Genomic DNA, 24,386 nt, shown 5'->3' with positions numbered 1-24,386 from the left:
GAAGCACACAAAGCCATTGAAACGAGTTTTACCGAACTCAAAAAAGTCTGGCCTAGCGTCATTCCCCCCAGTCAGCCAGTCAAAACACCACCCGAAGTGACTCAACTAATCAAAAATATTGAACTCAACTCCCAAAAAGTCATTGATCAATCTAGCACCCAAGCACAAAGTTAGTATCAAAGATAGTATTGTCAAGTACCACCAGTAACAAACTCAGGAGTTTAAAATAAGTGAGCAGTGAGGTATTTTAAACCCGTAACGCCAATTTGCCAAAATTCAGCCACAGTTGCAAACTCAGAAATCCTGGTAAAATCCGATTTTCTGAATTGCGTTAACGTAGCGGGGCGAGAGCATCGTTGCGAATTGCGAATTGCGAATTGCGAATTGCGAATTGTTACCACTCCTCACTCATCACATCCCCTTCGTCATTGTAATTAACGACTAATGCAAGAGCTTGATCAAAAAAAGACCATCGACTTATTAAACGCCATCATGGAATTTGAACTCGCAGGAGTAGTGCGCTACACACACTATTCTTTGATGGTGACAGGCCCTAATCGTATTCCTATTGTGGCTTTCTTCAAAGCTCAGGCTAGCGAATCCTTACTTCATGCTCAACAAGTAGGGGAAATTCTTACAGGTTTGGATGGACATCCCACCTTAAGAATCGCCCCAATGGAAGAGACTTTCAAGCATTCTGTAAAAGATATATTGGAAGAAAGCTTGAACCACGAAAGAAAAGCCTTAGAGATGTATAAGAGTTTACTGGAAACTGTAGATAATGCCAGCATTTACTTAGAAGAATTTGCCCGTACCATGATCGGACAAGAAGAACTACATAATCTCGAATTGAAAAAAATGCTCCGCGATTTCAGTTAAGAGTTAAGAGTCAATGGTCAATAGTCAACAGTCAATAGTCAATTTTTTTGGCTGTGGACTGAGGACTGTTGACTTTAAACTATGGACTGAGGACTGTTGACTTTGGACTAAATAATAATGAACTTTAGCACTGCTCTACCTACTTTTGTTATTACACTTCGTGAAGGCGTGGAAGCCGCGTTAGTGGTGGGTATTGTTTTAGCATTATTGAAAAAAGCTAAACAATCCCGCTTGAATATTTGGGTATATGCTGGTATCGCCGTTGGTATCGTTGTCAGCGCGTTAATTGGCGTATTGTTTAGCTGGCTAATTAAAGTGCTTGGCGCAGCTAACCCCCAATACACCCCAGTAGTTGAACCAATGCTAGAGGTGTATTTAGTGTGTTGGCGATCGCCATGCTCAGTTGGATGTTAATCTGGATGACAAAGCAAGCCAGATCGATGAAAGCCCAAGTAGAGGGAGCAGTTAACCAAGCTTTAGTCAACAATTCCCAAGCAGGTTGGGGAGTTTTTAGCTTAATTTTGGTGGCTGTTGTCCGAGAAGGCTTTGAAACAGTCTTATTTGTCGCTGCAAATTTCCAACAAGGACTCATCCCCACAATTGGCGCATTAGCTGGGTTAGCCACAGCAGCTGCGATCGGTGTAGGCTTATTTAAATTGGGCGTGAAAATTAATATCCGTCAATTTTTCCAAGTGATGGGTGTTTTATTAGTTTTGATTGTTGCGGGTTTGGTAGTTTCTGCATTAAAACATTTTGATGATGCTTTTGCTAACTTAGCCCTCAGTAACCGCGCTTCCGAAGGTCTGTGTTTTTATTACGAACACTTTACTAAAATCCATTCTTGTATTTTAGGGCCAATGGTTTGGAATACTAGTAAAGTTTTGTCTGATCAAGAATTTCCTGGTATAGTTTTCAAATCTTTATTTGGCTACAGAGACAATCTCTATCTCGTCCAAGCAGTGGGATATCTGACGTTTTTATTAACTGTTGGTGGTTTATATTTCCGCAGTTTAACTGGTGGTTCTGTAAAACCTAATCATATTGCGATTGACAAAAAATCTGTTAGTCCTGCAAAAGATTAAAAATATCCATTGTCGGGATACAATTAATCTCAGTAAGGTAAATGATGAAAGGTTTGTAGTGAGGAATAAAGTTATAAAAAAAGGACTAAAGTCCTCACTACAAACTCAGTTTTAGTATTTTTATTATTTAAATAAATTTTGCTGAAGTTGACGACAAGCTTTTTCAATAGCATCTATACTACCTGGATTAACTAAACCATAGTAGTCAAAAACATAGACTCGATTATTTTGAGTGGCTTGTAACTTCTGCCAAAAAGATTCTTTTTGTAAAGCATCTAAGACAGAATTAGGTGAGCTTCCAGGTGAACTTACTATTAAAATTGTCTCTGGGTTTGCTTCTAATACTTTTTCGGCTGATAGTGTGACATAACCAGCAACGGGACTTTTCCCTTGCAATTCTGCTGCTAAATTCTTGATTTGAAATTTATCGAGTAAATCACCAGCCCAACTATTTTTATTAGGCGATAGAATAGGCTGAATACTAACTAAAACTAGAGTTGAAGGAGTGCGTTCAATTTTATCTGGCAAAAAGCTCTGATAGCGTTCTAATAAAGATTGGGGATTCACAGTAATTAATTGGGCAATTTGTTTAGTTACTTCTTCTAAAGATTGCCAACTATTAACTTGTGTCAATAAAGTGCGAATTCCTAATTGTTCTAGTCTTTGAGTGACTTGATTAGAAAAGCCTGCTGCACCAATTACTAAATCTGGCTTGAGAGCCACAATTTTTTCTAAATTAGGGGGAGTTTGACCTTCACTGACACGAGGTAGATTCTGGAAGCGCGAATCATTTTTAAATAATGCGCTACCTGTAATTCCTACCAGTTTGGTGGAATCTAATTGAGAGATAATATCTGTCGCTAAAGACGAAAGGGTGACGACTCTTTTAGCGGTGAATGTTGCAGAAGTCTGTACTTGTGGTTGAGTAGTTGCCGTTGTGCAAGCACTCATCATGAAGCTTAATAAAACCGCTAGTATACAAGATATCCAGGAACGAAACATAAGCTAAATTCAAGAAATTAATTAAATCATCCCACGCCTCATCATTCAGAATAACTGAAAGTCACAAAAAAAAGGCGAGTACACACACCAGCCAAAATCCCCTAAAATTCAGATGACTGTGTTGCTCGCCAGAGGGTATACAAGGTTTTTGAGAAAAGCTGTACTTAATATACAAGACTTCATAGAAAAACTAATGTTGGATAGATCACAAATCACGGTTTTTTTTTAATTACTGTCAGTAAAGTTTTTTACCTGGCAACAGCAGTAATTTAACCTGCTATTTGCTATCTGGAATTAAAGCCAAGTCTTCTGGTGTATTGCAGTTAAATAATATTTCTGGATTTGATAAGGGTAAAATTTCTACAGGATAACTTTGTAACCAACGCTGAAACGATCGCCCGCCTTGATTGATAAACTCTAATAATTGCAGTAAACAGCGACGACGATAAAAACCGCACAGAACTTCCCAGCCTTTATCATGATGAGCTAAAGCTGCGATCGCTTGATCATCTACATTATCCAGTCTGGCAATCCAATCTTGCAATAACTCAAGTTGTAACTTCGGTAAATCACAAGCTAGTAGCAAAACCCACTCAGTATTTACCTGTGTCAAACCTTGAGCAAAACCCAACAAAGCCCCTTGCTGATGGGCAGATTCTCGAATAAATTGACAATGAGGCAAATCTAAGTGCTGATAGCGTTCCGGCCAAGGGGTGACTACATACACAGTATCAGCACAATGGGCAGCAATACCACATATTTTTTGCAGTAATGGCACACCATCAACACAAATCAAAGCCTTATCCTGTCCCATCCGCGAACTTTGACCCCCAGCCAAAACGATAGCAGTTAGAAGTGGTGAGTTATTAGTCATTAGTCATTAGTCAACAGTCAACAGTCAACAGTCATTACTCATTACTCATTACTCATTACTCTCCCCCTGTCCTATGCCCCATTCCCCATTCCCTATACCCTATTTTGACTCTGCTGTACTTGCTGCAACAACTGTTCTAAACTTCCGGCTGCGGGGAGACATTTCAAGCCTTGGCAAACTAAACCAACGCTATCGGCGGGTAAATTAGACACTACACTCAACGCTACAGTGGGTAAATATTTGGGTAGTAATGAGTTAATTTGCTCGGTGGTGCTGCGAATTAAAGTGCAGTTATGATACCAATCTAAGGCGGTAAATAAACTGGGGCAAGCTTGGGGTGCTTGCTGCATGATACTGTTAAAAGCTTTTAAACCTTGCTCGGCTAAGTCTAGATAATGGAGATCATCAGTTAACAGTGATAGCCGGACTAAATTTGCGATCGCTACACCGTTAGCTGAGGGTGTAGCATTATCAGCATAACTGCGTTCCCGTACAATTAAGTCTTGACTTGCATCACTAGCGGCATTAAAGTAGCCACCTAATTCTACACTCCAGAGGAATTCATTAAATTCGGTTTGCAGTGCGATCGCTCTTTCTAACCATAAAGAGTTCTGTGGGTTCTGAGTTTGGTGTAAATCTAGCAACGCCTTAATAAATAAAGCATAATCTTCCGACTGCGCCAATACAGCCGCTTGACCCTCATAGTTGAGTCTGTGGAAACGCCCCTCAACAAATTGATGTGAGTAAATAAATTCCGCCGCTTTCGCCCCTATTTCCCAATATTCCGGTAATTGGAACGCTGCCGCCGCCCTAGCTAGCCCAGAAATCATCAAGCTATTCCAAGCTACAATCATCTTTGTATCTGTAACTGCGGGGATACGTCCTGGCCAGTCAGTGGTTTTGGCTTCTTGGTTGTCTCGTGCAGGGGGGAAAGTGGGTAGCGCATCAGGTAAACTACCATAACGCACCGCAAACAATTTATCTAAAGCTACCTCTAAATTTGTACTCAATTCCCCTGCATTGCGTCTTTGCAATACGTTTTTCCCTTCAAAATTGCCGTTAGGGGTGACTGTAAACTGTTGTTGTAATTCTGTTAGTTCTGTCGGTGTTAACAGTTGTTCTAATTCTGCATAACTCCAAACGTAGAAAGCCCCCTCTTCCGGTTCCCTTTCTCCGGGATGAGTAAAACTATCCGCATCTTGAGCCGCATAAAAATAACCAGTCGGTGCAGTCATTTCTCTTTGTAGCCACTGCACAGTACCAGATACAGCCCTCGCAAATGCTGATTCTTGAATCCCTGCACTCCATAAATTAGCTAGATACTCGACAATTTGACCGTTATCGTAAAGCATCTTTTCAAAGTGGGGAACAGTCCAAGTAGGGTCAACAGTGTAGCGATGGAAGCCACCAGCCACATGATCATAAATTCCACCCAAAGCTAAATCTAGACCACGCTGAAGGCATACTTGTTGACCATCATACCGAGACTCAAACTGATATCGTGTTCCCTGCAATGCCAACTCTGCATAGGGAATCATCGGGAAGCTATTACCATACTGATTCGGCGTAATAATCCCTGTACTGGTTTCCCAACCACGCTGCAATAGTTCTTGTGTTTGTGCTTGTTGTGTTGTTTCACCTTGTAAAATTGCAGATTTTAGCAAATTTTCAGCAATTACAGCTTTTCGTTGTCGCAAATCCTCTTTTTCTGTATCGTAATAGCGGCGCAGTGCTTGCAAAACCTGCAAAAATCCAGGACGGTTGTAACGCGGTTCTAGAGGAAAATAAGTCCCAGCGTAAAACGGGACTAAATCTTCTGGTGAGAGAAAGACATTTAAAGGCCAACCCCCTTGACCACTCATCATCTGCAAAGCCTGCATATAGATGCTATCGATGTCTGGTCTTTCTTCTCTATCTACTTTAATAGGCAAAAAATTAGCGTTCAGATACTCAGCTACAGCCAGATCAGAAAACGCCTCACCTTCCATGACAGTACACCAGTGACAACTGGAATAGCCAATAGAAACAAAAATCGGTTTATTTTCGGTTTTAGCAGTTGCAAGAGCTTCATCACACCAAGGCCACCAATCAATCGGGTTTTCGGCGTGTTTACGGAGGTAGAGACTCTGGGCTTGAGCAAGGCGATTAGTCATGGTTAGGGTGCAGATAGTTGCCTTATACCATTTTGGATTTTGGATTTTGGATTTTAGAATGCTTTATTGGTAAGCTTTTTAGAAATCCATTGGTCGCAATCATTTTGCAAATTGGTATTATTTGCCCAGTCTAACTGCTGTCAGTATTTACCTCAATGCCTAAATATAGATATTTCTGGAAATAGAGGGAATCGGGATAAATTATTCAGTTTATCTGCTTCAAAACAACCGTCTTTCCCCCTGCTCCCTGCCCCCTGCCCCCATGCCATCAACGTAATAGTATATTTTCTTAGTTGAAAATCCCTTAGTGACTAGTGCGTCCTGTAACTAAACTCCAGATAAAAATAGCAACGATCGCACCGATAATAGCAACAATAAAACCAGGAATGCTGAAAGTGGCTGCCGTTAATTGTAATCTTCCCGTTTCTAAAAGTGTAACTAAAGTACCGCCAATTAACGCCCCAATGATACCTAAAATCATAGTTGCAATGATACCACCACCTTGACGACCAGGGTAAATAGCTTTGGCGATCGCTCCAGCAATCAGTCCAAGAATTATCCAAGCGATAATGTTCATAATTTAACTGGAAAGAAGACTTACCAGTAATTTATTGATTAAAATCTAGTTTTCCTTCTCTCTGGAGAAATAAGTATTAATGCCATTGAATTGTTATTGACTATTCTATATATATAGTGATAATTTTAATCAGACCAATCGGTCTGAAATATTTTCGATGTCTAAAGGCGAAGAAACAAAAGCTCGGATTATTCAACAAGCAGCCGAACTGTTTAATCAACAGGGGTACGCTGGTGCGTCGATTTCTGACATCATGCGGGTGACAGGGTTAAAAAAAGGAGGAATCTACAATCACTTTCAAAGTAAGGATGAATTAGCATTGCAGGCGTTTGATTATGCGATCGCTTGTGTGAGTAAACATTACAGGTTAGCATTACGCCATGAACGTCATGCGATCGCTCGTTTAAAGGCAATCATTAATGTATTTAGCAGTTTTGTAGACAATCCACCCATTCCTGGAGGATGTCCACTACTCAATACAGCTGTAGAAAGTGATGATGCTCACCCTATTTTAAAAGCACGCACACAGCAAGCCATGACAGCTTGGCTAAATCTCATTTGTCGCATCATTGAAACTGGAGTTAACAAAGGGGAAATTCCACCCGAAGTTAATGCAGATGAAATCGCTAGTATTATCACTGCAACCCTCGAAGGTGCAATCATGATGACCAAGTTATACGAAGATAAAATCTATATGCAAAGAGCAGTTAATCACCTGCATAAGTATATAGAAACTAATCTTTCATAACTGCACTAGAAGTTTAAAATATAATTTTTTGATATTTTACAGACCTAATGGTCTTGAAATTAATTAGGATGAATTATGTCAGTAGAAAATCAATCATCTAGAGCCTTGGAAGTAGTAATGACAATACCGATAAAAACCTATGATATAGACTTTATGGGTATTGTCAGTAATATAGTTTATATCAGGTGGCTAGAAGATTTACGCCTGAAATTCTTAGAAGAGCATTTCCATTTAGAAAAACAATTACAGCAAGGATATGCACCAATTCTTGCAGGTACAGAAATTGAATATAAACGACCAATTAAGCTGAATTATCAAGTAGTTGGTCGTCTGTGGTTGAGTAATTTAAGCCGGTTAAAATGGACTGTGCAAGCGGAAATTATAGCTAATGAAGAATTAGCCGCATTAGCTATACAAAAAGGTGCTTTTGTGAATTTAGATAGTAATCGTCCAATTCCCATTCCAGAAGAACTAAAACAGAAATATTATCAGTTTCAGCAGATTTAGTCAGCAAATTTTTTTGTGCGAAAACAAACCACTCGGTCTTTTAAATTCACAATAGGAGTTTTCTATGCTGCAATTTTACTATGCTCCGCTTTCACCTAACGCTCGGCGTGTATGGATAACTTTATTAGAAAAAGAAATTGATTTTGAGCCAAAATTATTACAATTAAATGGTGATCAATTACAGGCAGATTTTATAGAAATTAATCCATTTCATCATATTCCCGTGATAGTAGATGATGGTTTTAAGGTTATAGAATCATTAGCAATTTTAGACTATTTAGAAAGCAAATATCCCACACCTGCATTGTTACCTAGTGAGTCTAAAGCCTTGGCGCAAGCCAAAATGGTGCAAATGGTGACGGCGAATGAACTATTTCCAAAAACTATTCCCTTAATTTGTGAGAGTCCCGAATCGCCGCAGTTTTTACAAGCAGTAAAACATATAAATATAGTGCTGCAATTTTTCACAGAAATTATAGGCGATCGCCCTTTTTTCCTTGGGGAACAATTAACCCTAGCAGATATTGTAGCTGGGACAGTTTTACCATTTTTACCTAAATTGGGCGTGGTTTTAGATAATTATCCCCAACTGCAAAATTGGTGTGAACATATTCAGCAACGTCCAGCTTGGCAAAAAACTCAACTCAGCGACGCAGACTTTGAGGAATTCAAACGACGGGTAAGATTTTTGGTGAAACTGCACAGGCGGGAGGTGAATAAACATCATCAAGTTGATGAAAATAAATAGTGATGACACTTTTACGTTGTTTCTACATAGCTGATTGAGAAAAAGTAGATTAGATTGTAAGCATTGTTACCGATTGGAATGACAATGCTAATTTTTTTTATTCATGGTGTTGCTGAGTCTAAAGTTAAATTTGCTCAACCTTTGAAATCTCTAATTAAACAAGATTTTTATCAGCGTGGTCATAATTTACCACATTTTCACTCTGGATTTTATGCTGATATTTTGAACACAAAAGATAGAATTTGGAATTTTATTTATCAGGACTTAGCAAATACCAAGTAAGAAAATCCTCATGTTGATACTCAAGATATATTTCGTGGTCAGGAAATTAGACAAGAGTTTATTTCTGATTTTGTGGGTGATGCTTTTACTTACCTCAATATTGAAAGAGGAGCGAAAATTAGAGAAACTATCACACTACATTTAAATGAATTGATTCAAGATTATCCTGATGAAAATGAACTTCATATTGTTGCCCATTCTATGGGAACTGTAATCTTATGGGATATGCTTTTTTCTGATAAATTTTCATCAGGTGATTCTGCATTTATGTTTAGGGACTTAATCAATGGCAGAGTCAAACTTAAAAGCATTACTACAATGGGATCACCAATTTTATTATTTAATATGATATTAGATATTAAGAAACATCAAATTCATGATTTCATGAGTGATTTTACTCAACAAAACTTAAGATGGACTAATATAATCCACGCTTCAGATTTAATTGCTTATCCTTTAGGAGCTAGTTTAAAAATAAATAATGTACCTAATTTGTTAATCAATGATAAATTTATATCCACTAGTGCTAATGATTTAGAAACAACTGTACGTGCTGTAGCTGCATTTCCTGCTGTTGAAGCTGCCAGTAAAATGAATGCCAATATTAATCAAGTTTTATATATGGCATCTTTAGCATCAGGTGCCGCCGATGCTCACATAAATTACTGGCATTGTCCTCAAACCGCAAAAATAATTGTAGATAATATTCTTGGCAGTGAGGAAAAAATCATTAATGTGGTCATTGAACGTTTAAAAAGAGTTTCAGGAATGACTATTTTGTTGGTAGAAAATGAAGATTCTGCCCAAACTGTAGATTCTAAGAGTGCAAATTATTGGGATATGTATTTTGGGAATATTGATAAACTAAGAGAAAGTTTTGAATTTTGTGATGGTAGTGGCAAGCTAAGAATGCGTGATAATTTAGCACAAATTCCTCATGTATCTGTGTATAATAGTCAAGGTAACTGTCAATTTAAAGGATATGTTGGTTTAATTCATGCTAATGGACTGAGAAAAGAAGTAGAAGATATTAAGCAAAAATATTACTAAGGAATAATTTTTAGCAAGATTAAACCATAAAAATATGCAACGGTTTTGCGCCTGCGTTATTATAAATACCTTCCCAGCAAATTATCTTTAATAAAGCAGGAATTATAAAAATGACTATGACTCAACAACCAATACAAGTAATTGGAGGTGGACTAGCTGGGACTGAAGCCGCATGGCAAATTGCTCAGGCTGGAGTACCAGTAATTTTACATGAAATGCGTCCCCAACGTTTCAGCCCTGCCCATCATACAGAACATTTAGCAGAATTGGTGTGTAGTAACTCCTTTGGCGCAATGGCAAGCGATCGCGCGGCGGGTTTACTGCATACAGAATTACGCCAACTCGGTTCTATAGTCATCTCTAAAGCCGATGAACACGCTGTACCGGCTGGGGGTGCGTTGGCTGTGGATAGAGGTCAATTTGGACAGGATTTGACGCAAACTTTAGAAAATCATCCTTTAATTGAATTCCGCCGTGGGGAAGTTCCAGCGATCCCCGAAGGTATAGTGGTTTTGGCAAGTGGGCCATTAACTAGCCCCGATTTAGCAGAAGACTTGCACCGCTTTACTGGGATGGAATACATGAGTTTTTTTGATGCGGCTAGTCCCATTATTGTTGGTGAATCCATCAACCGCGATGTTGCCTTCATGGCTTCACGCTATGACAAAGGTGAAGCTGCCTACCTGAATTGTCCCATGAATAAGGAGCAATATCTGCGGTTTTGGGAGGCACTTTGTCAAGCCGAACAAACAGAACTCAAGGATTTTGAGCGAGAAACAGCGAAATTTTTTGAAGCCTGTCTCCCCATTGAAGAACTCGCACAACGGGGAGAAGACACAATGCGCTACGGGCCTTTAAAGCCAGTGGGTTTATCTGATAGCCGCACTGGGGAACGTCCCTATGCGGTGGTGCAGTTACGCCAAGAAGATAAAGCCGGTCAGTTGTGGAATATGGTTGGCTTCCAAACAAATCTGCGTTGGGGTGAACAAAAACGAGTCTTCCAGATGATTCCAGGTTTAGAAAAAGCGGAATTTGTGCGTTTGGGAGTCATGCACCGCAACACCTTTATTAATGCGCCGCAGTTAATGCTACCAACGTTGCAATTTAAACAGCGTCCTACATTGTTGGCGGCTGGACAGTTAATTGGGACTGAAGGTTACACAGCAGCCGCCGCCGGTGGTTGTTTAGCGGGAATTAATGCGGCGCGGTTAGCTTTGGGTAAAGAACCTTTGGCATTACCCAACACAACCATGATGGGGGCATTATTTGAGTTTATCAGTTCCGCCTCACCTAAACATTTCCAACCAATGCCACCAAATTTCGGTATTTTCCCCGATTTAGGCGCGAAAATTAAAAATAAACAGGAGCGTTATGGACGTTATCGCGATCGCTCTTTGGCAGATTTGGCTAGTTGGAAGGAGAATTTATAGGGGTATAGGGGTGTAGGGGTTTAGGGGTTTAGGGGTTTAGGGGTTTAGGGGGAATAATTTATTTTTCAGTATGGTTGTTAGGTTTTCTATCTTTTATTTACACCCTTACACCCTTACACCCTTACACCCTCATACCCCTACACCCCTATACCCCTAATCCAACAAATCAGGTTCTTGACGGACAATCATGTCATATAAAGGCTGAAAGCTAAACCAGCCCATTTGTGCAGAACCAACTTGACTGTGTGCCACACTAGCAGATTCTGGTTGAATTAATTTCGGTTTACCAGCCGCTTCAGCTAATAGTTGAGCTTGACAAGAACGTTCCATGGCGATGAACCACCAAGCGGCTTCATCAACTGTTTGTCCCACTGTCAATAAACCATGATTTTGTAGAATCAGGGCTTTATGATTACCTAAAGTCTGAGCAATGCGTTGACCTTCTTGGGGATCGAGAACTACACCAGTATAGTCCTCAAATACACTATGGTCTTGATAAAAAGAACAAGCATCTTGGGTGAGGGGATCGAGTAGACGACCGAGACTAGACCAGCTTTTGCCGTAAAGTGAATGAGCATGAGCCGCAGCGACTACATCAGGACGTGCTGCATGAATTTGGGAATGGATAGCAAAAGCAGCTCGGTTGACGGGGCGATCGCCTAAAATTACTTCTCCTTCATGATTAACTAAAATTAAGTCACTCACTTTAATTAATCCAAAGTGCATTCCGAAGGGATTCACCCAAAAATGATTAGGGTTTTCTGGATCACGGGCTGTAATATGACCTGCAACACCTTCGTCAAAACCGAACCGCGAAAACAGGCGAAAGGCGGCGGCTAGTCGTTGTTGGCGATTTAATCTGGCTTCTGCAATAGAATTAAAAGTTGGTGGTTGAGGTGCATTTGGCTTTTCTCTAGTGGTAACGGGCATTTTTCCCCCAATTTGTTGAGCATAAATTCATACTTACTTAGAAATAAAGATAACGTTAACTCACCAAAATACAAGGGTGCGTCAGCACTGACGCACCCTACTGGAATATTTTTTTGGGGTAAATTTTTTATCTAGCCTGTCTAACAAAAATTACCTGACAATTTTGACCACCGTAACGTTCACAGGTACTAACAGCAAACTGTTCTGCTAAACCTTGGTCAGTTCCCCAGCCGGTTCCGTAGCTACCATCAGAACCCACAGCTAAAGCACCCCAAGCATTTCTAAACCATAGAGGTACTGTACAATCTTCAGCCTCGCTTTCACTGCGACAGTTACTCAAAGCAGCGTTAATTGCGCCTTGCTTGGTTCCAGAAATTCCTGAAGAATACACTTGAGTAGAAGGAGAATAGGAAATTGCTCCGTATACATTTCTTGATTGTGCATTCGCAGATTGAGTAATTCCTGATAGTAAAGAAAATGCGGCGACGGCTGCAACTATGCCTTTTTGTAAATAATTTTTCTGCATTATTCTCTATTTCCAAATTCTATTAATGAGAACTATTTTTTTTGAGAAGAATCACTACACTTTTACCGAGTGTTGCCACTATTATTTGCTAAATTTGCTCGCTGCGAGATTCGCATTTCTACTAATCTTTGTATAAAGATGTACTTTATGAAAACTGCTGTTAGATATACTGGCGTTTTGGGAACAATGCTATCTATGCTTGCAATCCCTTGGCTGAAGATAAGGCATGAAAACGCCATTAATTCGATACTGGAAAGTTTGCTGGTGTTTGCTGATACTCTGCTGGATGCTGATTTGGCTACCGGTATTTGCAATCCCAGCACCAACAGTCAACAACCTCCGACAACAACAGCAACAAATTAATCAAGAACGCCAGAATGTGATTCAGGAACGCGATCGCTTGACTAAAATCCAACAAGCGGCGCAAAATCACTTAACTGGAATCGCCAACAATCTGCAAACTACCAATGGTCAAATTCAAGAGACTGAGACACGATTAAAGGTTGCTACTCAACGCCTCCAGCAACTAGAAGGTGATTTGGCTGTAGCAGAACAAATCTATGGTGAACGCCAATTAGCCACGATTGGGCGGTTAAGATATCTTCAGCGATCGCCTATTAGTCAAGGATGGGCGGTATTATTACAAAGCCGAGATATCAGTGATTTTATTAGCCGTCGCTATCAATTAAAGTTGGTATATCAAGCAGATCAACAGATGTTGAGCAAATTAGCCAAGCAAGCCGAACTACTGAATCAGCAAAAAACAGAGGTAGAATCGCAAAAAAACGAAATTGCTTTAATTAGAGAGCAATTACTAGCTCAAAAAGCCGATTATCAAGCTCAAGCACAGTCTCAATCGGAATTAGTGCAGAGATTAAATAGCGATCGCCTAGCTTTGGAAGCCGCGCAAAATCAACTAGAAAAGGATTCCAAAAGTTTAGAAACCCTGATTCAACAAAAAATAGCCGAAGCACAAGCCAGGGAAGCCGCACAAGCAAAAACCAACAGTCGCACAAATATTTTTGTTAAAGGTACAGGAATATTCGCCTTTCCTAGTGACGCACCCACTAGCAGTCCCTTTGGCTGGCGGATACACCCGATTTTAAGATATCGTCGCTTTCATGCTGGGTTAGATTTTGCAGCTAGCTACGGGAGTACAATTCGCGCCGCCGACTCAGGAACAGTGATTTTCGCTGGTTGGTATGGTGGTTACGGCAAAGCTGTCATTATCAACCACGGTAACGGCATTACCACACTATACGGGCATACTAGTGAATTATACGTAAGAGAAGGACAAACAGTACAAAGAGGACAGGCGATCGCGGCTGTTGGTTCGACTGGTTTATCCACCGGGCCACACCTACACTTTGAAGTCCGCCGCAATGGTACGCCAGTCAACCCTGCAAATTATCTCTAACACAAAATGTTAAACCTCGTGATATAATCATCCAGTACGAGGGCGCGTAGCTCAGTGGATAGAGCAACAGATTCCGGTTCTGTTGGCCGGGGGTTCAAATCCCTCCGCGCTCGTTGGATGTACATTAACTAATTATTTGTCACTGTTAACACATTAGTGTCACTTTTAATTAATTAATGTCACTGTTAACATATTAATTGTCCCAGTTCTCTACTGCTATATCTTAAATATGACAGTATTATCCTTGTTGATGGTAACTGTTAATACCAATTTAATATGAAGCTGCATAGAAAAGAGCTTCTAAAATAAAGTTATAAGAGGAGATAGAAATTACCTGCTCAAATGTTAATTGCTCGAATAGTTGTTGTATGCGAGTTCGTAAGTCTTGTAAAGAAGAAAAAAGTTCATTCTTGAGATATTTTTTGAGATACTGCCACAGCCTTTCAATGGGATTGAGTTCCGGGGAATGAGGTGGTTGAAGCAGGGGAATAATATTTTCAGGCCAATTAATCGCACTACTGATATGAGCAGGAGCTTGGTCTATTTGTAAAATTGCATAATCTTCACCTAATTGCTGAGATAACCAGTCTAAAAACTGTTGAAAATATTCACCATTAAGTTTGGGGTATTCTTGCTGAAAATGTTGTCCGGTGAATGGTTCAATTGCACCATAAATCCAAAAATTTTCCCTCTGCCATTTCACGGATACAGTTGGTTTGACTCCACAAGCGGTAATCACTTTTCCCGTTAAAGTTTTTAATCCCACCCTAGTCTCATCCTGACATAGATAACGAATACTCTTTAGAGGTGCTAGATGTTTTTCTAGGGTATTGAGGATGATACCGAGTTTTTTTTAAACTCAGATACTAACTTTTCATCCTGCTGATGACTTTGAGGACGCGGTACTTTGAGTTTTGCCCCTAATTTATATCGAACTAGCGCATAAACTGTTGCATACTCAACTTCCAGTCCATATTGGAATTTCAACCACTCAACTATTGCACCATAGCTACTAAAGCCTTTTCCTGTTTTTAACTCTTCTGAGAGTGCGGCGAGCGCACTTTCGTTAATTTTTCGTTTTGCTCCTGGAGCTTTTTTAATTTCTAATAATTCATCTAGCCCACCGGACCTATACTTTTGTAACCACCTTGTCACCGTTGAAGTATCTTTCGCCAAGCGTTTTCCAATTTCTTGCTGCTCCTGAACCTGACCGCTTTTTATCCACCACAGCATCTGTAATTTTTCTTTCTGGTTCCCTAAGTTGGCTGTTTGTAGACGTTTTTTAAGTTCTTCTTCGCTCTCTGCGATTTCAATCTTAAAAGTTCGGCTCATGGTTATTTTAATTTATCTAGTTTGTTTCCTCTATTCTATGCAGCTTCATATTAAATTGGTATAAGTAAATTAATTATTCACTAATGGAGCAAGAGGCAAGATTCTTGATTTAAAGGAATCTGTTGCTCTATCCTTTCAACCCACCTAAAAAGCGTCAGCTTGGCATCAAAATTAAACCCAGAAAAAGCTAATCAAGCTTTTGATTTACAAATTGCACATCACTCTTGTTTTTCAACTGTTTCAACCCGCCTCTGCGTGGGAGGGGTGTTGAAACCAAAACTAGCATAGACAACCATGCTAGAAAATGCGCCTTTCAACCCGCCTCTGCGTGGGAGGGGTGTTGAAACGCAATTTTTATTAGCAACAAACGATATTGTTCAGAAGGCTTTCAACCCGCCTCTGCGTGGGAGGGGTGTTGAAACCTTTCTTTTGTGCTTCACTTACTAAAGAAGCTAATTCTGCTTTCAACCCGCCTCTGCGTGGGAGGGGTGTTGAAACAATAGTATCGTAGTTAATGGCATGAGTTGGATGCTTTTTCTTTCAACCCGCCTCTGCGTGGGAGGGGTGTTGAAACTCTGCGCCTCAAACCCTTGATTTGCCAACAGTTCTGAAAGCATTTTTGGCAAGTCTCCCAAAATCGCCCATCAGTCAACACTTAAAAAAGTAAATTAACTGACACCTTAAAGGCTATAAACCTTACTAAATAAGCGATTTAAAGTTTTGGCATATCCCCAGGGAAATTGACCCCGCTTCGATTCGCCAAAAAAATAATTAAGGTGGGTTCCTCCTTGCTCGGAGGTGATTCAGTAGCCACCACTGCGGTAAACCCGCACCTCTATTACTGGGGGTGCGCCTTATTCCTGTCCTCAAGGGACAGCAGCATCAAGGTGGGCAGCTACCAGGGTCAGAAAGCAAGACTGTTTGACAACAGTCAAACTAACCCACATTTTTCACAGTACAGAGGCTTGAAACAAGCATGAACTGCGGCACTATTAGTTATACCTATTTTATTGTCAAGGTTCTGTTTTTTGTCAATCAGGCTTTTCGGGATTGATAGGCATTTATCGCTAATTCTTTAGCTTTCTCCTGTGGGCTACCTCGAATTGCTTGTTTTGCCTCCTCTATGACAATTCCAGCTTTAGCTGCCTGACTTTGGATATTTCCAATTAATCGACCATAGCTCCACTGATGGATGCTAACTCGGTACTGTTTGGCATATTTTTGTTGAACTTCTAAAACGTCTGATTTTTGTTCAGCTTTGGCTTGAATCTCGCTTTGAACTTGTTCTCGCATATCACCCAATTTAGGGAGAACAATACTACCAGCTTTATATGTTTGGGCGATCGCTACAATTTCTTTAGCTAGTAATCTGTCTACATACTGCCCTAACTCTGATTCTCCCATTTGATTTGGCGCAGCCAATGTTTGAGCTATTTGGCGTTGGTGGGATAAGGTGTGTTTTTGTTGTCGCTGTCTATTGAGCAGTCTGTAATTATCGCCCAGTAATTGTTTAATGCTGCGGTAGGTAATGACTTCACTTGTAGACCCATCAACCACTGCTAGTGTTGTAGGTTTCTCTAAACCAAGGCTAACACCAACAAGAATATGAGATTGACCTTTATATAAGGGCTTGGTGGGACGGGGAAAGGGATTATTAATTCTGGCTAGAGATGAGTTTTTTCGTTTTATATGAGCTTGTTGTTTATCGTTGAGTTCGCCTTTGGCTTTTGTTTGGGTGATAGTTTTAGCAATTTCTTCTGCTTTCTCTTCCCTTACTTGGTTTGTTCCTTCAGCCGTCCACAGGCGAGTATCTACAGAACAGTAAAGGGTTAAGCGGTTAACTTTCCAAGGTTCACCTTTACCTTCCCCTTCTTGCCATGCAATACGCCCACTACGGAGAGTAAATAGACCGCTAGAGAGTTGTTTTTTACTGTTATTTTTAATTTGTTGGTCTTGTAAAAAGCGTTGGAACCAGTGGAGATGGCGAGAATCACAGTAGACTGGAAAGCTATGCTTACTCAAACCATTGAATTTCACACAAATGCGTCCATGCTCGTTTTTAAACCAAGTCATATCTTCGTTGGTTTCATAAGCAACTGGGAAAGGTACTGTACTAGATTTTTTTAGCAGACTGTCTTGCCAAGATTTCGCCTCCGCTTGATTTTCAGGAACATTAAGAGTGGCCAGCAAAAGAGTTTCTAACCATTTGGCATCCGTTAAGTCTCGACCTTTGGGGATTCGTGCCTCTAGTTGTTCTCTTAGGCGTTCAATCTGAATTTCCAGTTTACGTCGGCGTTTTGCAAATTTTTCAGCATCTTCCTGTTTCTCACTGATTTTGCAACCATTTTTCAGCAAATAGCTAATTGCACAATGTGTCAAATTGTCTTCTGTATCACGGTAAGCTTCAAACAAACTATCAGAAATACTGCTTTCAGCATCTGATTTTTTAGATTTTTTGGTTTTCTTACGTTTCTTTCCTTTCGCCGGTTGTGCTTCAACTTTATCTGGCTGGGGAGCAAATTGAGCCAGTATTTCAGCAGCTTTAGTACGAAGACTCTCTAAAGTAACTCCACTAGCTTCTACTAATTCGGCATCGCTTTTGAGCATTTCCAACCAGCACATTTTACCTTCTAGTTGGGATTGCGATCGCTTCATCAATGCAAACCAAGATTTGTAGATGTAATTTACTGTGGCGATCGCACTTGTGTAAAAACGTCCAGGTTGACCGATGAAGCGAGGATCAGTTTTCAAAGGTTCGCATAATTCTTTGACAATACCAGTCGGGTGTTTGCCCTTTTGTCGCCAAGTTTCAAACTCAGGATGTTGAGCTACTTGAACCAATAATTCATTAATCAGTGGCGTATTTAAATCTGCCATCAACTTCCATAGTTGATGACGTGATGGCTCAGAAGCTACAAGACGACACTGAATAGTGATTTGGCTCATACCTTTAAAACAACTTTGTTCAATACTAACATATTTGTATTAAACGAGTCTTCTGTAAAATGGAAATCTATGCAGGAGACATTTTTTACAAGTAAGGAAGCTTCTAAAATTACAGGTTGTACACTCCGTCAACTCCAGTATTGGCGAGAAAAAGGGGTGGTTGTTCCTGTCATCAGTGATACGGGGACAGGACGTAGTATTTATTACTCAAAAACCAATTTAGTAGAGTTGGCAGCTATGGTATATTGGCTGTCTGTAGGTTTGAGTTTTGATATTGCTTGCGAAACCTTGAAGATGCTGAAAGACCAAGAACCAGAGTTATTTAGTTCTGGTAAAGGTAAACGCTTCATGTTGTTGTCAGAAGCACAGGAGCGATCGCTTGAGCTTATGGAATATGACAGAACAAAGGCGATCGCATCTTTAGATGAAGGTAAGCCTGTGATTCCCATTTGGCTGGACGTGATTTATCAGCAGTTGCGTCAAAAGTTAGAGAAAAATTAAGACACTTGATATAAAGCAAATACCACGGTACTTTAAACTGTTACAACTATCAGGATGCGATCGCCTACTGTGCTGGCAATATGAATTACACGACACACAACGCTATTGTTAACTTTATTTGGAATATTGCCGACGATGTATTGAGAGATGTCTATGTACGCGGTAAGTACCGAGATGTAATTCTGCCAATGACGGTACTACGGCGTTTAGATTGCTTGCTAGAACCAACTAAGGAAAAGGTACTTGAACTTCACAAGCGACTGGAAGAAGGCAATTTTGGACAAACTGCCATAGCGCAACAGCTTCCTAGAGTAACTGGTTATGTCTTTTATAATACTTCTAAATTTACGTTTAAAACCTTACTCGATTTTCCTAGTGATATTCAAGCAAATTTTGAAAACTATTTAAATGGTTTTAGCGAGAACGTACAAGAGATTATTGCTAAGTTTAAACTGCGAAATCAAATTGAGACTTTAGTAGAAAGTAATAGGCTTTATGCTCTGATTCAAAAATTTGTTGCTAAAGAAATTAACCTTAGTTCTGACCCAGTTAAAGATGAGAATGGTGAGATTATCCATGAAGGATTAACTAACCTGGGGATGGGTTATGTGTTTGAGGAATTAATCCGCAGGTTTAACGAAGAGAATAACGAAGAAGCAGGGGAACACTTTACCCCTCGTGACATTATTCAATTAATGGTGAATTTGATATTTCTGCCAATTGAAAATCAGATTCAAGGTGGTACTTATTTGGTATATGATGACGCTTGTGGTTCTGGGGGAATGTTGACGGAATCAGAAGCGTTTATTCAACAGCTTGCAGAAAAATCAGCCAAAAAAGTCACAATTGAATTATATGGTCAGGAAGTCAACCCAGAAACCTACGCTATTTGTCAATCAGATATGCTGATAAAGGGTCGTGACCCTGACAAAATTTACTATGGGTCAACTATTTCTAATGACAAGTTTGCTGATTTACAGTTCGACTTTATGCTTGCTAATCCTCCCTATGGCAAGTCTTGGACTGTAGACCAAGAAGCTGTGTTTGATGGCAAAAAGAAAGAAGTTAAAGATTCGCGGTTCGCTGTAGAACATCCAGATTTAAAACCAGGAGAAAAGCTGACTCTTTTACCCCGTAGCAGTGATGGGCAATTGTTATTTTTGGTGAATATGCTTTCTAAAATGAAGCAGTCTAGCACCTTGGGTAGTCGGATAGCAATTGTTCATAATGGTTCAGCTTTGTTTACTGGTGATGCAGGTAGCGGGGAAAGTAATATTCGTCGCTGGATTATTGAAAATGATTGGTTAGAGTGCATCATTGGCTTACCTTTGAATATGTTTTATAACACGGGTATTGCCACCTATATTTGGGTGCTATCTAACCGCAAACCTGAAGACCGTCAAGGGAAGGTACAGTTAATTGATGCCACTGAATGGTATGGCAAGTTGCGAAAGAATTTAGGGAAGAAAAACTGTGAGTTAACACAAGCTGATATTCAAAGAATTACAGAAACGTTTTTGGCTTTTGAGGAAACAGAACAGTCTAAAATTTTTGATAACGAAGATTTTGGTTATCACAAAATTACTGTTGACCGTCCTTTAAGGTTAACTTTTCAAGTTACATCAGAAAGAGTAGAGCAGTTTTTAGCCGGAAGCTTGAGTGATTCATCTCCTAAAAAAAATAGTGGAGAACAGCAGGAAATACCACTAAATATTAGCTCTAATACGAAGCATGGGTTAATTTTGGGGATATTAAAGGACTTGTTTGGCAGCGAAACCCACAAAGATTTTAATCGAGTCAAGCAAGAATTTGAAAAAGCACTGAAAGCAGAAGAACTTAAACTAACGGCTAAAGAGTTTAAGTTAGTTTATGACACATTTACAGAAAAAGACGAAACCGCAGAACCTGTAATTAAGAAGAAAACTAAGGATGTGGTAACTTATGAGCCTGATTCTGAATTGCGAGATACAGAGAATGTACCATTGAAGGAAGATATTGAAGAGTATTTTGCTCGTGAAGTGCTACCCCATGTACCAGATGCTTGGATAGACTACGAGAAAACGGTCAGAGGTTATGAAATTTCTTTTACTAAATATTTTTATAAATTCAAACCGTTGCGGAGTTTGGAAGAAATAGCAGCAGATATCTTTGCTTTAGAAGCAGAAACAGAAGGTGTTTTACGCCAGATTGTTAGCGAGGAGAAATAGTATTATGAAAGAAATTCGGGGTGATGCTAAAACTATTCGTCAACTGCTCAGTGGTAATAAATACGCTATCGACTATTACCAACGAGAATATAAGTGGGAAACCAAACAGGTTCAAGAACTCCTAGAAGACCTAACAGGGAAGTTCCTTAATGATTTTGATCCGAGTCATGAGCCAGAAGCCATTGAAAATTACGGGCATTATTTCTTGGGGTCAATTATTGTTAGCCAGAAAGAAATTAAGAAATTTATTATTGATGGACAGCAACGCCTCACTACTTTATCTCTATTACTAATTTTTCTGCATAATCTGCAAAAGGATCGCCCCGACCAAGTAAAACTCGACGACTTAATTTTCTCCGAAAGGCATCGGAAAAAATCTTTTAATTTAGATGTTGAAGAGCGTAATGCTTGCATGGAAGCTCTCTTCAACAACGTTCCTTTTGATGACACAGAGCAACCAGAGTCAGTAAAAAATATAGTTGCGCGTTATGGTGATATTAAAAAATATTTTCCGCAAGATTTCACTCAAGAGGCTTTACCATACTTTATTGACTGGCTAATAGAAAACGTCCACATCGTCGAGATTACAGCTTACTCAGATGAGGATGCCTATACCATTTTTGAAACGATGAATGACCGAGGGCTATCGCTTACGCCTACGGATATGCTGAAAGGCTATTTGCTGGCTAATATCAATGATGAAGCTAAAAAACTTCAGGCGAATCAGCTTTGGAAAAAGCGGGTAAGTGAATTAATAGAGTTCGGTAAGGATGAAGAAGCCGATGCAATTAAAACGTGGCTTCGCAGTCAGTATGCCCAGACAATTAGGGAACGGAAAAAAGGTGCTGTCCCTGGTGACTTTGACCGCATCAGTACAGAGTTTCACCGTTGGGTACGTGACCATAAATCGGACATCGGACTCAATAGAAGTGTTGATTTTGTGCGCTTCATAGAGCGAGATTTTGCATTTTATACCCGTCAATATCTGCGCTTGCGTGAAGCCTCAATTTCATTAGCACCAGGGTTAGAGAAAGTTTTTTATAATGCCCAGTATGGTTTTACCCTTCAATATCCCTTGCTGCTTGCACCTCTAAATCCAGATGATGACCCAGGTATCATTAACCAAAAGATTCGTTTAGTGGCAAGTTTTCTTGATATTCTGCTTGCTCGGAGGCTTTGGAACTTCCGAATGATAAATTACAACACGATGCAGTATGCCATGTTTGTAGTTATGCGGGATATTCGGGGGAAACACCTATTGAACTTGTAAAAATTCTGCGGCAGAAGTTAGATGCAGAAACAGAAGTCTTTGCTTCTAATGAACGACTGCTACTGCATCAGCAAAACTACAATGCTATTTACCAATTTCTTGCGCGGATAACAGATCACATAGAAAGGCAATCGGGAATACCATCACGTTATAGCGAATATATTGCCACTGGGAAAACTCGATATGAAGTAGAGCATATTTGGGCAAATAAACCCCAGCGTCACTCAGATGAGTTTTCCAGTAATGCAGATTTCTATGAGTATCGTAACCGCATTGGGGGATTGTTGCTGCTGCCGAAATCATTTAATGCTAGTTATGGTGACTTGCCTTACACTGACAAATTACCTCATTACTACGGTCAGAATCTTTTAGCTCAATCACTCAATTCTCAATGTTATGACCATAATCCAGGTTTTTTGAGATATAAGGAACGCTCTGGGCTACCGTTTCAACCTCATAAGGAGTTTAAAAAAGCTGATTTAGATGCGCGGCAAAAGCTTTATCAAGAGATTGCAGAGGAGATTTGGAACCCAGAGCGTTTAAATAGGGTGGTTGAGCCGTAATTCTCTTGAGGAGGTTTTGGGATGAAGTGTTATTCAAGTTATAGGGATTCTAGTCTGGCTTTTGCCGAAAAAATTCCTCAGCATTGGGAAGTAAAACGAGCAAAGTATTTCTTTTACGAAATAGATGAGCGTTCAGAGAAAGGAGATGAAGAGTTACTTTCTGTTTCTCATATCACTGGAGTTACTCCACGAAGCGAAAAAAATATCACTATGTTTATGGCTGAATCTTATGAAGGCTATAAAACTTGCATTCCAAATGACTTAGTTATAAATATTATGTGGGCTTGGATGGGAGCGTTAGGAGTATCTAAATATAAAGGAATTATTAGTTCTGCATACGGTGTTTATAGGCAAAAAAATACAAATAACTTTTATACTGATTATCTTGAATATCTTGTAAGAATACCAGAGTATATCGCTGAATATACGCTTAGGTCAAAAGGTATTCGCTCCTCAAGACTACGTATGTATTCTGATGATTTTTTTCAAATACCTATTATTTGCCCTCCAATTGAAGAACAAAAACAAATCGTTCGCTTTCTTGAACGCAAATTAGAACAGATAAACCACTTCATCAGCAACAAGCAACGGCTAATAGAATTACTCAAAGAGCAGAAAACTGCGATCGCTAACCGTGCAGTTACCAAGGGACTCAACCCTCATGCACCTATGAAACCTTCTGGTATTGAGTGGTTAGGGGAAATTCCAGCACATTGGGAGATTATGAGACTAGGGCGACTATGCAATGTCACAAAGTTAACGGGTTTTGAATATACAAAATTATGGAAGACAGATCCTGATGGTGAAATAATTGCTCTTCGGGGTTTAAATATAAAAAATAATCGTCTCATTCTTGATGATGTAGAAACAATAACATCAGCACTTTCAAATCAATTAATGCGCTCAAAATTGTTTGCTGGAGATATTGTTTTTCCGTGTACTGGAACATTAGGTAATGGTGCATTAATTGAAGAGAATAATAAATATCATATCAATCAAAATATTGCAAAAATCACACCTACTGAGGATATCAATCCTAATTTTCTACTATATGTGTTGTGTTGTAGTAGTATGCAGTACCAGATTAATCGATTAAACTCTTCTGGTCTTCAACCAGTTTTACTTATTGGAACTATTAGAAATCTCATTGTTCAAATTCCGCCAAAAGTTGAACAGAATCACATTGTCGAGTGGCTTGATACAAATACTGCAAAAATCGACCTTGCGATCGCCAAAGCTGAAAAAGAAATCGAACTCATCCAAGAATACCGCACCACGCTAATTTCCGACGCTGTAACGGGAAAAATAGATGTACGTGAAACATCAGCAGTTGAAACCACCCTTACAACCGCAGCAATTTAG

Annotated in this window: 21 protein-coding genes, 1 tRNA gene, 1 pseudogene and 1 CRISPR repeat array; of the genes and pseudogenes, 14 read left to right on the top strand and 9 right to left on the bottom strand. The window is 39.7% G+C overall.

Annotation, left to right across the window (positions count from 1 at the left end):
- The first annotated feature begins 444 nt into the window (after positions 1–444).
- Complete coding sequence (locus CV014_RS12850) at positions 445–879, top strand: ferritin-like domain-containing protein (RefSeq protein ID WP_236142389.1); 435 nt, start codon at positions 445–447, stop codon at positions 877–879.
- A gap of 117 nt (positions 880–996) precedes the next feature.
- Positions 997–1,961 (top strand): annotated as a pseudogene (locus CV014_RS12845) (FTR1 family iron permease).
- A gap of 123 nt (positions 1,962–2,084) precedes the next feature.
- On the opposite strand, the gene CV014_RS12840 reads toward CV014_RS12845, so the two are convergent.
- The 4 genes from CV014_RS12840 to CV014_RS12825 form a co-directional block, all read right to left on the bottom strand.
- Positions 2,085–2,963, bottom strand: coding sequence for an ABC transporter substrate-binding protein (locus tag CV014_RS12840; protein WP_236142388.1), 879 nt, complete (start codon positions 2,961–2,963; stop codon positions 2,085–2,087).
- A 277-nt stretch (positions 2,964–3,240) separates the two neighbouring features.
- The gene (locus CV014_RS12835; RefSeq protein WP_236142387.1) at positions 3,241–3,837 is read right to left on the bottom strand and encodes a molybdenum cofactor guanylyltransferase; all 597 of its coding nucleotides are present in this window, start codon (positions 3,835–3,837) and stop codon (positions 3,241–3,243) included.
- A 92-nt stretch (positions 3,838–3,929) separates the two neighbouring features.
- The gene (locus tag CV014_RS12830; RefSeq protein ID WP_236142386.1) at positions 3,930–5,990 is read right to left on the bottom strand and encodes a thioredoxin domain-containing protein; all 2,061 of its coding nucleotides are present in this window, start codon (positions 5,988–5,990) and stop codon (positions 3,930–3,932) included.
- Positions 5,991–6,294: 304 nt separating this feature from the next.
- Positions 6,295–6,567 carry a GlsB/YeaQ/YmgE family stress response membrane protein gene (locus tag CV014_RS12825; protein WP_103136020.1) on the bottom strand — a complete coding sequence of 91 codons (273 nt, stop codon included), beginning with the start codon at positions 6,565–6,567 and terminating at the stop codon, positions 6,295–6,297.
- A gap of 157 nt (positions 6,568–6,724) precedes the next feature.
- On the opposite strand from CV014_RS12825, the gene CV014_RS12820 reads away from it, so the two are divergent.
- The 5 genes from CV014_RS12820 (at position 6,725) to trmFO (ending at position 11,332) form a co-directional block, all read left to right on the top strand.
- Positions 6,725–7,315: a TetR/AcrR family transcriptional regulator gene (locus CV014_RS12820; protein ID WP_236142385.1), complete on the top strand. Its 591-nt coding sequence runs from the start codon at positions 6,725–6,727 to the stop codon at positions 7,313–7,315.
- 75 nt (positions 7,316–7,390) lie between these two features.
- A complete protein-coding gene (locus CV014_RS12815; RefSeq protein WP_236142384.1) occupies positions 7,391–7,822 on the top strand; it encodes an acyl-CoA thioesterase in 432 nt (143 codons plus the stop codon).
- A gap of 64 nt (positions 7,823–7,886) precedes the next feature.
- On the top strand, positions 7,887–8,570 hold the full coding sequence (locus tag CV014_RS12810; protein ID WP_236142383.1) for a glutathione S-transferase family protein: 684 nt from the start codon (positions 7,887–7,889) through the stop codon (positions 8,568–8,570).
- A gap of 354 nt (positions 8,571–8,924) precedes the next feature.
- A complete protein-coding gene (locus CV014_RS12805; protein ID WP_236142382.1) occupies positions 8,925–9,902 on the top strand; it encodes a hypothetical protein in 978 nt (325 codons plus the stop codon).
- 116 nt (positions 9,903–10,018) lie between these two features.
- Positions 10,019–11,332 (top strand): FADH(2)-oxidizing methylenetetrahydrofolate--tRNA-(uracil(54)-C(5))-methyltransferase TrmFO, encoded by a 1,314-nt coding sequence (gene trmFO / locus CV014_RS12800; RefSeq protein WP_236142391.1) that lies wholly within the window; start codon positions 10,019–10,021, stop codon positions 11,330–11,332.
- A 153-nt stretch (positions 11,333–11,485) separates the two neighbouring features.
- Here trmFO and CV014_RS12795 read toward each other — a convergent pair whose 3' ends face one another.
- Positions 11,486–12,262, bottom strand: coding sequence for a class II aldolase/adducin family protein (locus tag CV014_RS12795; protein ID WP_236142381.1), 777 nt, complete (start codon positions 12,260–12,262; stop codon positions 11,486–11,488).
- A 127-nt stretch (positions 12,263–12,389) separates the two neighbouring features.
- Positions 12,390–12,788 (bottom strand): DUF4189 domain-containing protein, encoded by a 399-nt coding sequence (locus CV014_RS12790; protein WP_236142380.1) that lies wholly within the window; start codon positions 12,786–12,788, stop codon positions 12,390–12,392.
- A 226-nt stretch (positions 12,789–13,014) separates the two neighbouring features.
- Between CV014_RS12790 and CV014_RS12785 the strand changes: the two genes are divergently transcribed.
- A complete protein-coding gene (locus CV014_RS12785) occupies positions 13,015–14,205 on the top strand; it encodes a murein hydrolase activator EnvC family protein (RefSeq protein ID WP_236142379.1) in 1,191 nt (396 codons plus the stop codon).
- A gap of 40 nt (positions 14,206–14,245) precedes the next feature.
- Positions 14,246–14,318, top strand: a tRNA-Arg gene (locus CV014_RS12780).
- Positions 14,319–14,476: 158 nt separating this feature from the next.
- On the opposite strand, the gene CV014_RS12775 is transcribed toward CV014_RS12780, so the two are convergent.
- From CV014_RS12775 to cas12k, 3 genes are all read right to left on the bottom strand, one after another.
- Positions 14,477–15,001 (bottom strand): IS630 family transposase, encoded by a 525-nt coding sequence (locus tag CV014_RS12775; RefSeq protein WP_442946906.1) that lies wholly within the window; start codon positions 14,999–15,001, stop codon positions 14,477–14,479.
- 26 nt (positions 15,002–15,027) lie between these two features.
- The gene (locus tag CV014_RS12770) at positions 15,028–15,537 is read right to left on the bottom strand and encodes a helix-turn-helix domain-containing protein (RefSeq protein ID WP_236142377.1); all 510 of its coding nucleotides are present in this window, start codon (positions 15,535–15,537) and stop codon (positions 15,028–15,030) included.
- 237 nt (positions 15,538–15,774) lie between these two features.
- Positions 15,775–16,111: direct repeats of the CRISPR family, unit length 37 nt; unit sequence CTTTCAACCCGCCTCTGCGTGGGAGGGGTGTTGAAAC.
- Between the two features lie 461 nt (positions 16,112–16,572).
- Entirely contained in the window at positions 16,573–18,483 is a 1,911-nt protein-coding gene (cas12k, locus tag CV014_RS12765; RefSeq protein WP_236142376.1) for a type V CRISPR-associated protein Cas12k, read from the bottom strand.
- A gap of 69 nt (positions 18,484–18,552) precedes the next feature.
- Here cas12k and CV014_RS12760 point away from each other — a divergent pair, with 69 nt between their 5' ends.
- From CV014_RS12760 to CV014_RS12740, 5 genes are all read left to right on the top strand, one after another.
- Positions 18,553–18,984 (top strand): MerR family transcriptional regulator, encoded by a 432-nt coding sequence (locus CV014_RS12760; RefSeq protein ID WP_236142375.1) that lies wholly within the window; start codon positions 18,553–18,555, stop codon positions 18,982–18,984.
- Between the two features lie 80 nt (positions 18,985–19,064).
- On the top strand, positions 19,065–21,191 hold the full coding sequence (locus tag CV014_RS12755) for a type I restriction-modification system subunit M (protein ID WP_236142374.1): 2,127 nt from the start codon (positions 19,065–19,067) through the stop codon (positions 21,189–21,191).
- 4 nt (positions 21,192–21,195) lie between these two features.
- On the top strand, positions 21,196–22,461 hold the full coding sequence (locus tag CV014_RS12750) for a DUF262 domain-containing protein (protein ID WP_236142373.1): 1,266 nt from the start codon (positions 21,196–21,198) through the stop codon (positions 22,459–22,461).
- Positions 22,368–23,024 (top strand): GmrSD restriction endonuclease domain-containing protein, encoded by a 657-nt coding sequence (locus CV014_RS12745; RefSeq protein ID WP_236142372.1) that lies wholly within the window; start codon positions 22,368–22,370, stop codon positions 23,022–23,024. Before CV014_RS12750 ends, CV014_RS12745 begins: the two co-directional genes overlap by 94 nt.
- Before the next feature lie 21 nt (positions 23,025–23,045).
- A complete protein-coding gene (locus tag CV014_RS12740) occupies positions 23,046–24,386 on the top strand; it encodes a restriction endonuclease subunit S (RefSeq protein WP_236142371.1) in 1,341 nt (446 codons plus the stop codon).

This window comes from Nostoc sp. CMAA1605 (assembly GCF_021596505.1).
Classification (GTDB): Bacteria; Cyanobacteriota; Cyanobacteriia; order Cyanobacteriales; family Nostocaceae; genus Trichormus.
This window is presented reverse-complemented; position numbering and strand designations above follow the sequence as displayed.

Excerpts from the sequence above, each read along its gene's own strand:
- CV014_RS12850 (WP_236142389.1), top strand. The coding sequence starts at position 445 with ATGCAAGAGCTTGATCAAAAAAAGACCATCGACTTATTAAACGCCATC.
- CV014_RS12840 (WP_236142388.1), bottom strand. The coding sequence starts at position 2,963 with ATGTTTCGTTCCTGGATATCTTGTATACTAGCGGTTTTATTAAGCTTC.
- CV014_RS12835 (WP_236142387.1), bottom strand. The coding sequence starts at position 3,837 with ATGACTAATAACTCACCACTTCTAACTGCTATCGTTTTGGCTGGGGGT.
- CV014_RS12830 (WP_236142386.1), bottom strand. The coding sequence starts at position 5,990 with ATGACTAATCGCCTTGCTCAAGCCCAGAGTCTCTACCTCCGTAAACAC.
- CV014_RS12825 (WP_103136020.1), bottom strand. The coding sequence starts at position 6,567 with ATGAACATTATCGCTTGGATAATTCTTGGACTGATTGCTGGAGCGATC.
- CV014_RS12820 (WP_236142385.1), top strand. The coding sequence starts at position 6,725 with ATGTCTAAAGGCGAAGAAACAAAAGCTCGGATTATTCAACAAGCAGCC.
- CV014_RS12815 (WP_236142384.1), top strand. The coding sequence starts at position 7,391 with ATGTCAGTAGAAAATCAATCATCTAGAGCCTTGGAAGTAGTAATGACA.
- CV014_RS12810 (WP_236142383.1), top strand. The coding sequence starts at position 7,887 with ATGCTGCAATTTTACTATGCTCCGCTTTCACCTAACGCTCGGCGTGTA.
- trmFO (WP_236142391.1), top strand. The coding sequence starts at position 10,019 with ATGACTCAACAACCAATACAAGTAATTGGAGGTGGACTAGCTGGGACT.
- CV014_RS12795 (WP_236142381.1), bottom strand. The coding sequence starts at position 12,262 with ATGCCCGTTACCACTAGAGAAAAGCCAAATGCACCTCAACCACCAACT.
- CV014_RS12790 (WP_236142380.1), bottom strand. The coding sequence starts at position 12,788 with ATGCAGAAAAATTATTTACAAAAAGGCATAGTTGCAGCCGTCGCCGCA.
- CV014_RS12785 (WP_236142379.1), top strand. The coding sequence starts at position 13,015 with ATGAAAACGCCATTAATTCGATACTGGAAAGTTTGCTGGTGTTTGCTG.
- CV014_RS12770 (WP_236142377.1), bottom strand. The coding sequence starts at position 15,537 with ATGAGCCGAACTTTTAAGATTGAAATCGCAGAGAGCGAAGAAGAACTT.
- cas12k (WP_236142376.1), bottom strand. The coding sequence starts at position 18,483 with ATGAGCCAAATCACTATTCAGTGTCGTCTTGTAGCTTCTGAGCCATCA.
- CV014_RS12760 (WP_236142375.1), top strand. The coding sequence starts at position 18,553 with ATGCAGGAGACATTTTTTACAAGTAAGGAAGCTTCTAAAATTACAGGT.
- CV014_RS12755 (WP_236142374.1), top strand. The coding sequence starts at position 19,065 with ATGAATTACACGACACACAACGCTATTGTTAACTTTATTTGGAATATT.
- CV014_RS12750 (WP_236142373.1), top strand. The coding sequence starts at position 21,196 with ATGAAAGAAATTCGGGGTGATGCTAAAACTATTCGTCAACTGCTCAGT.
- CV014_RS12740 (WP_236142371.1), top strand. The coding sequence starts at position 23,046 with ATGAAGTGTTATTCAAGTTATAGGGATTCTAGTCTGGCTTTTGCCGAA.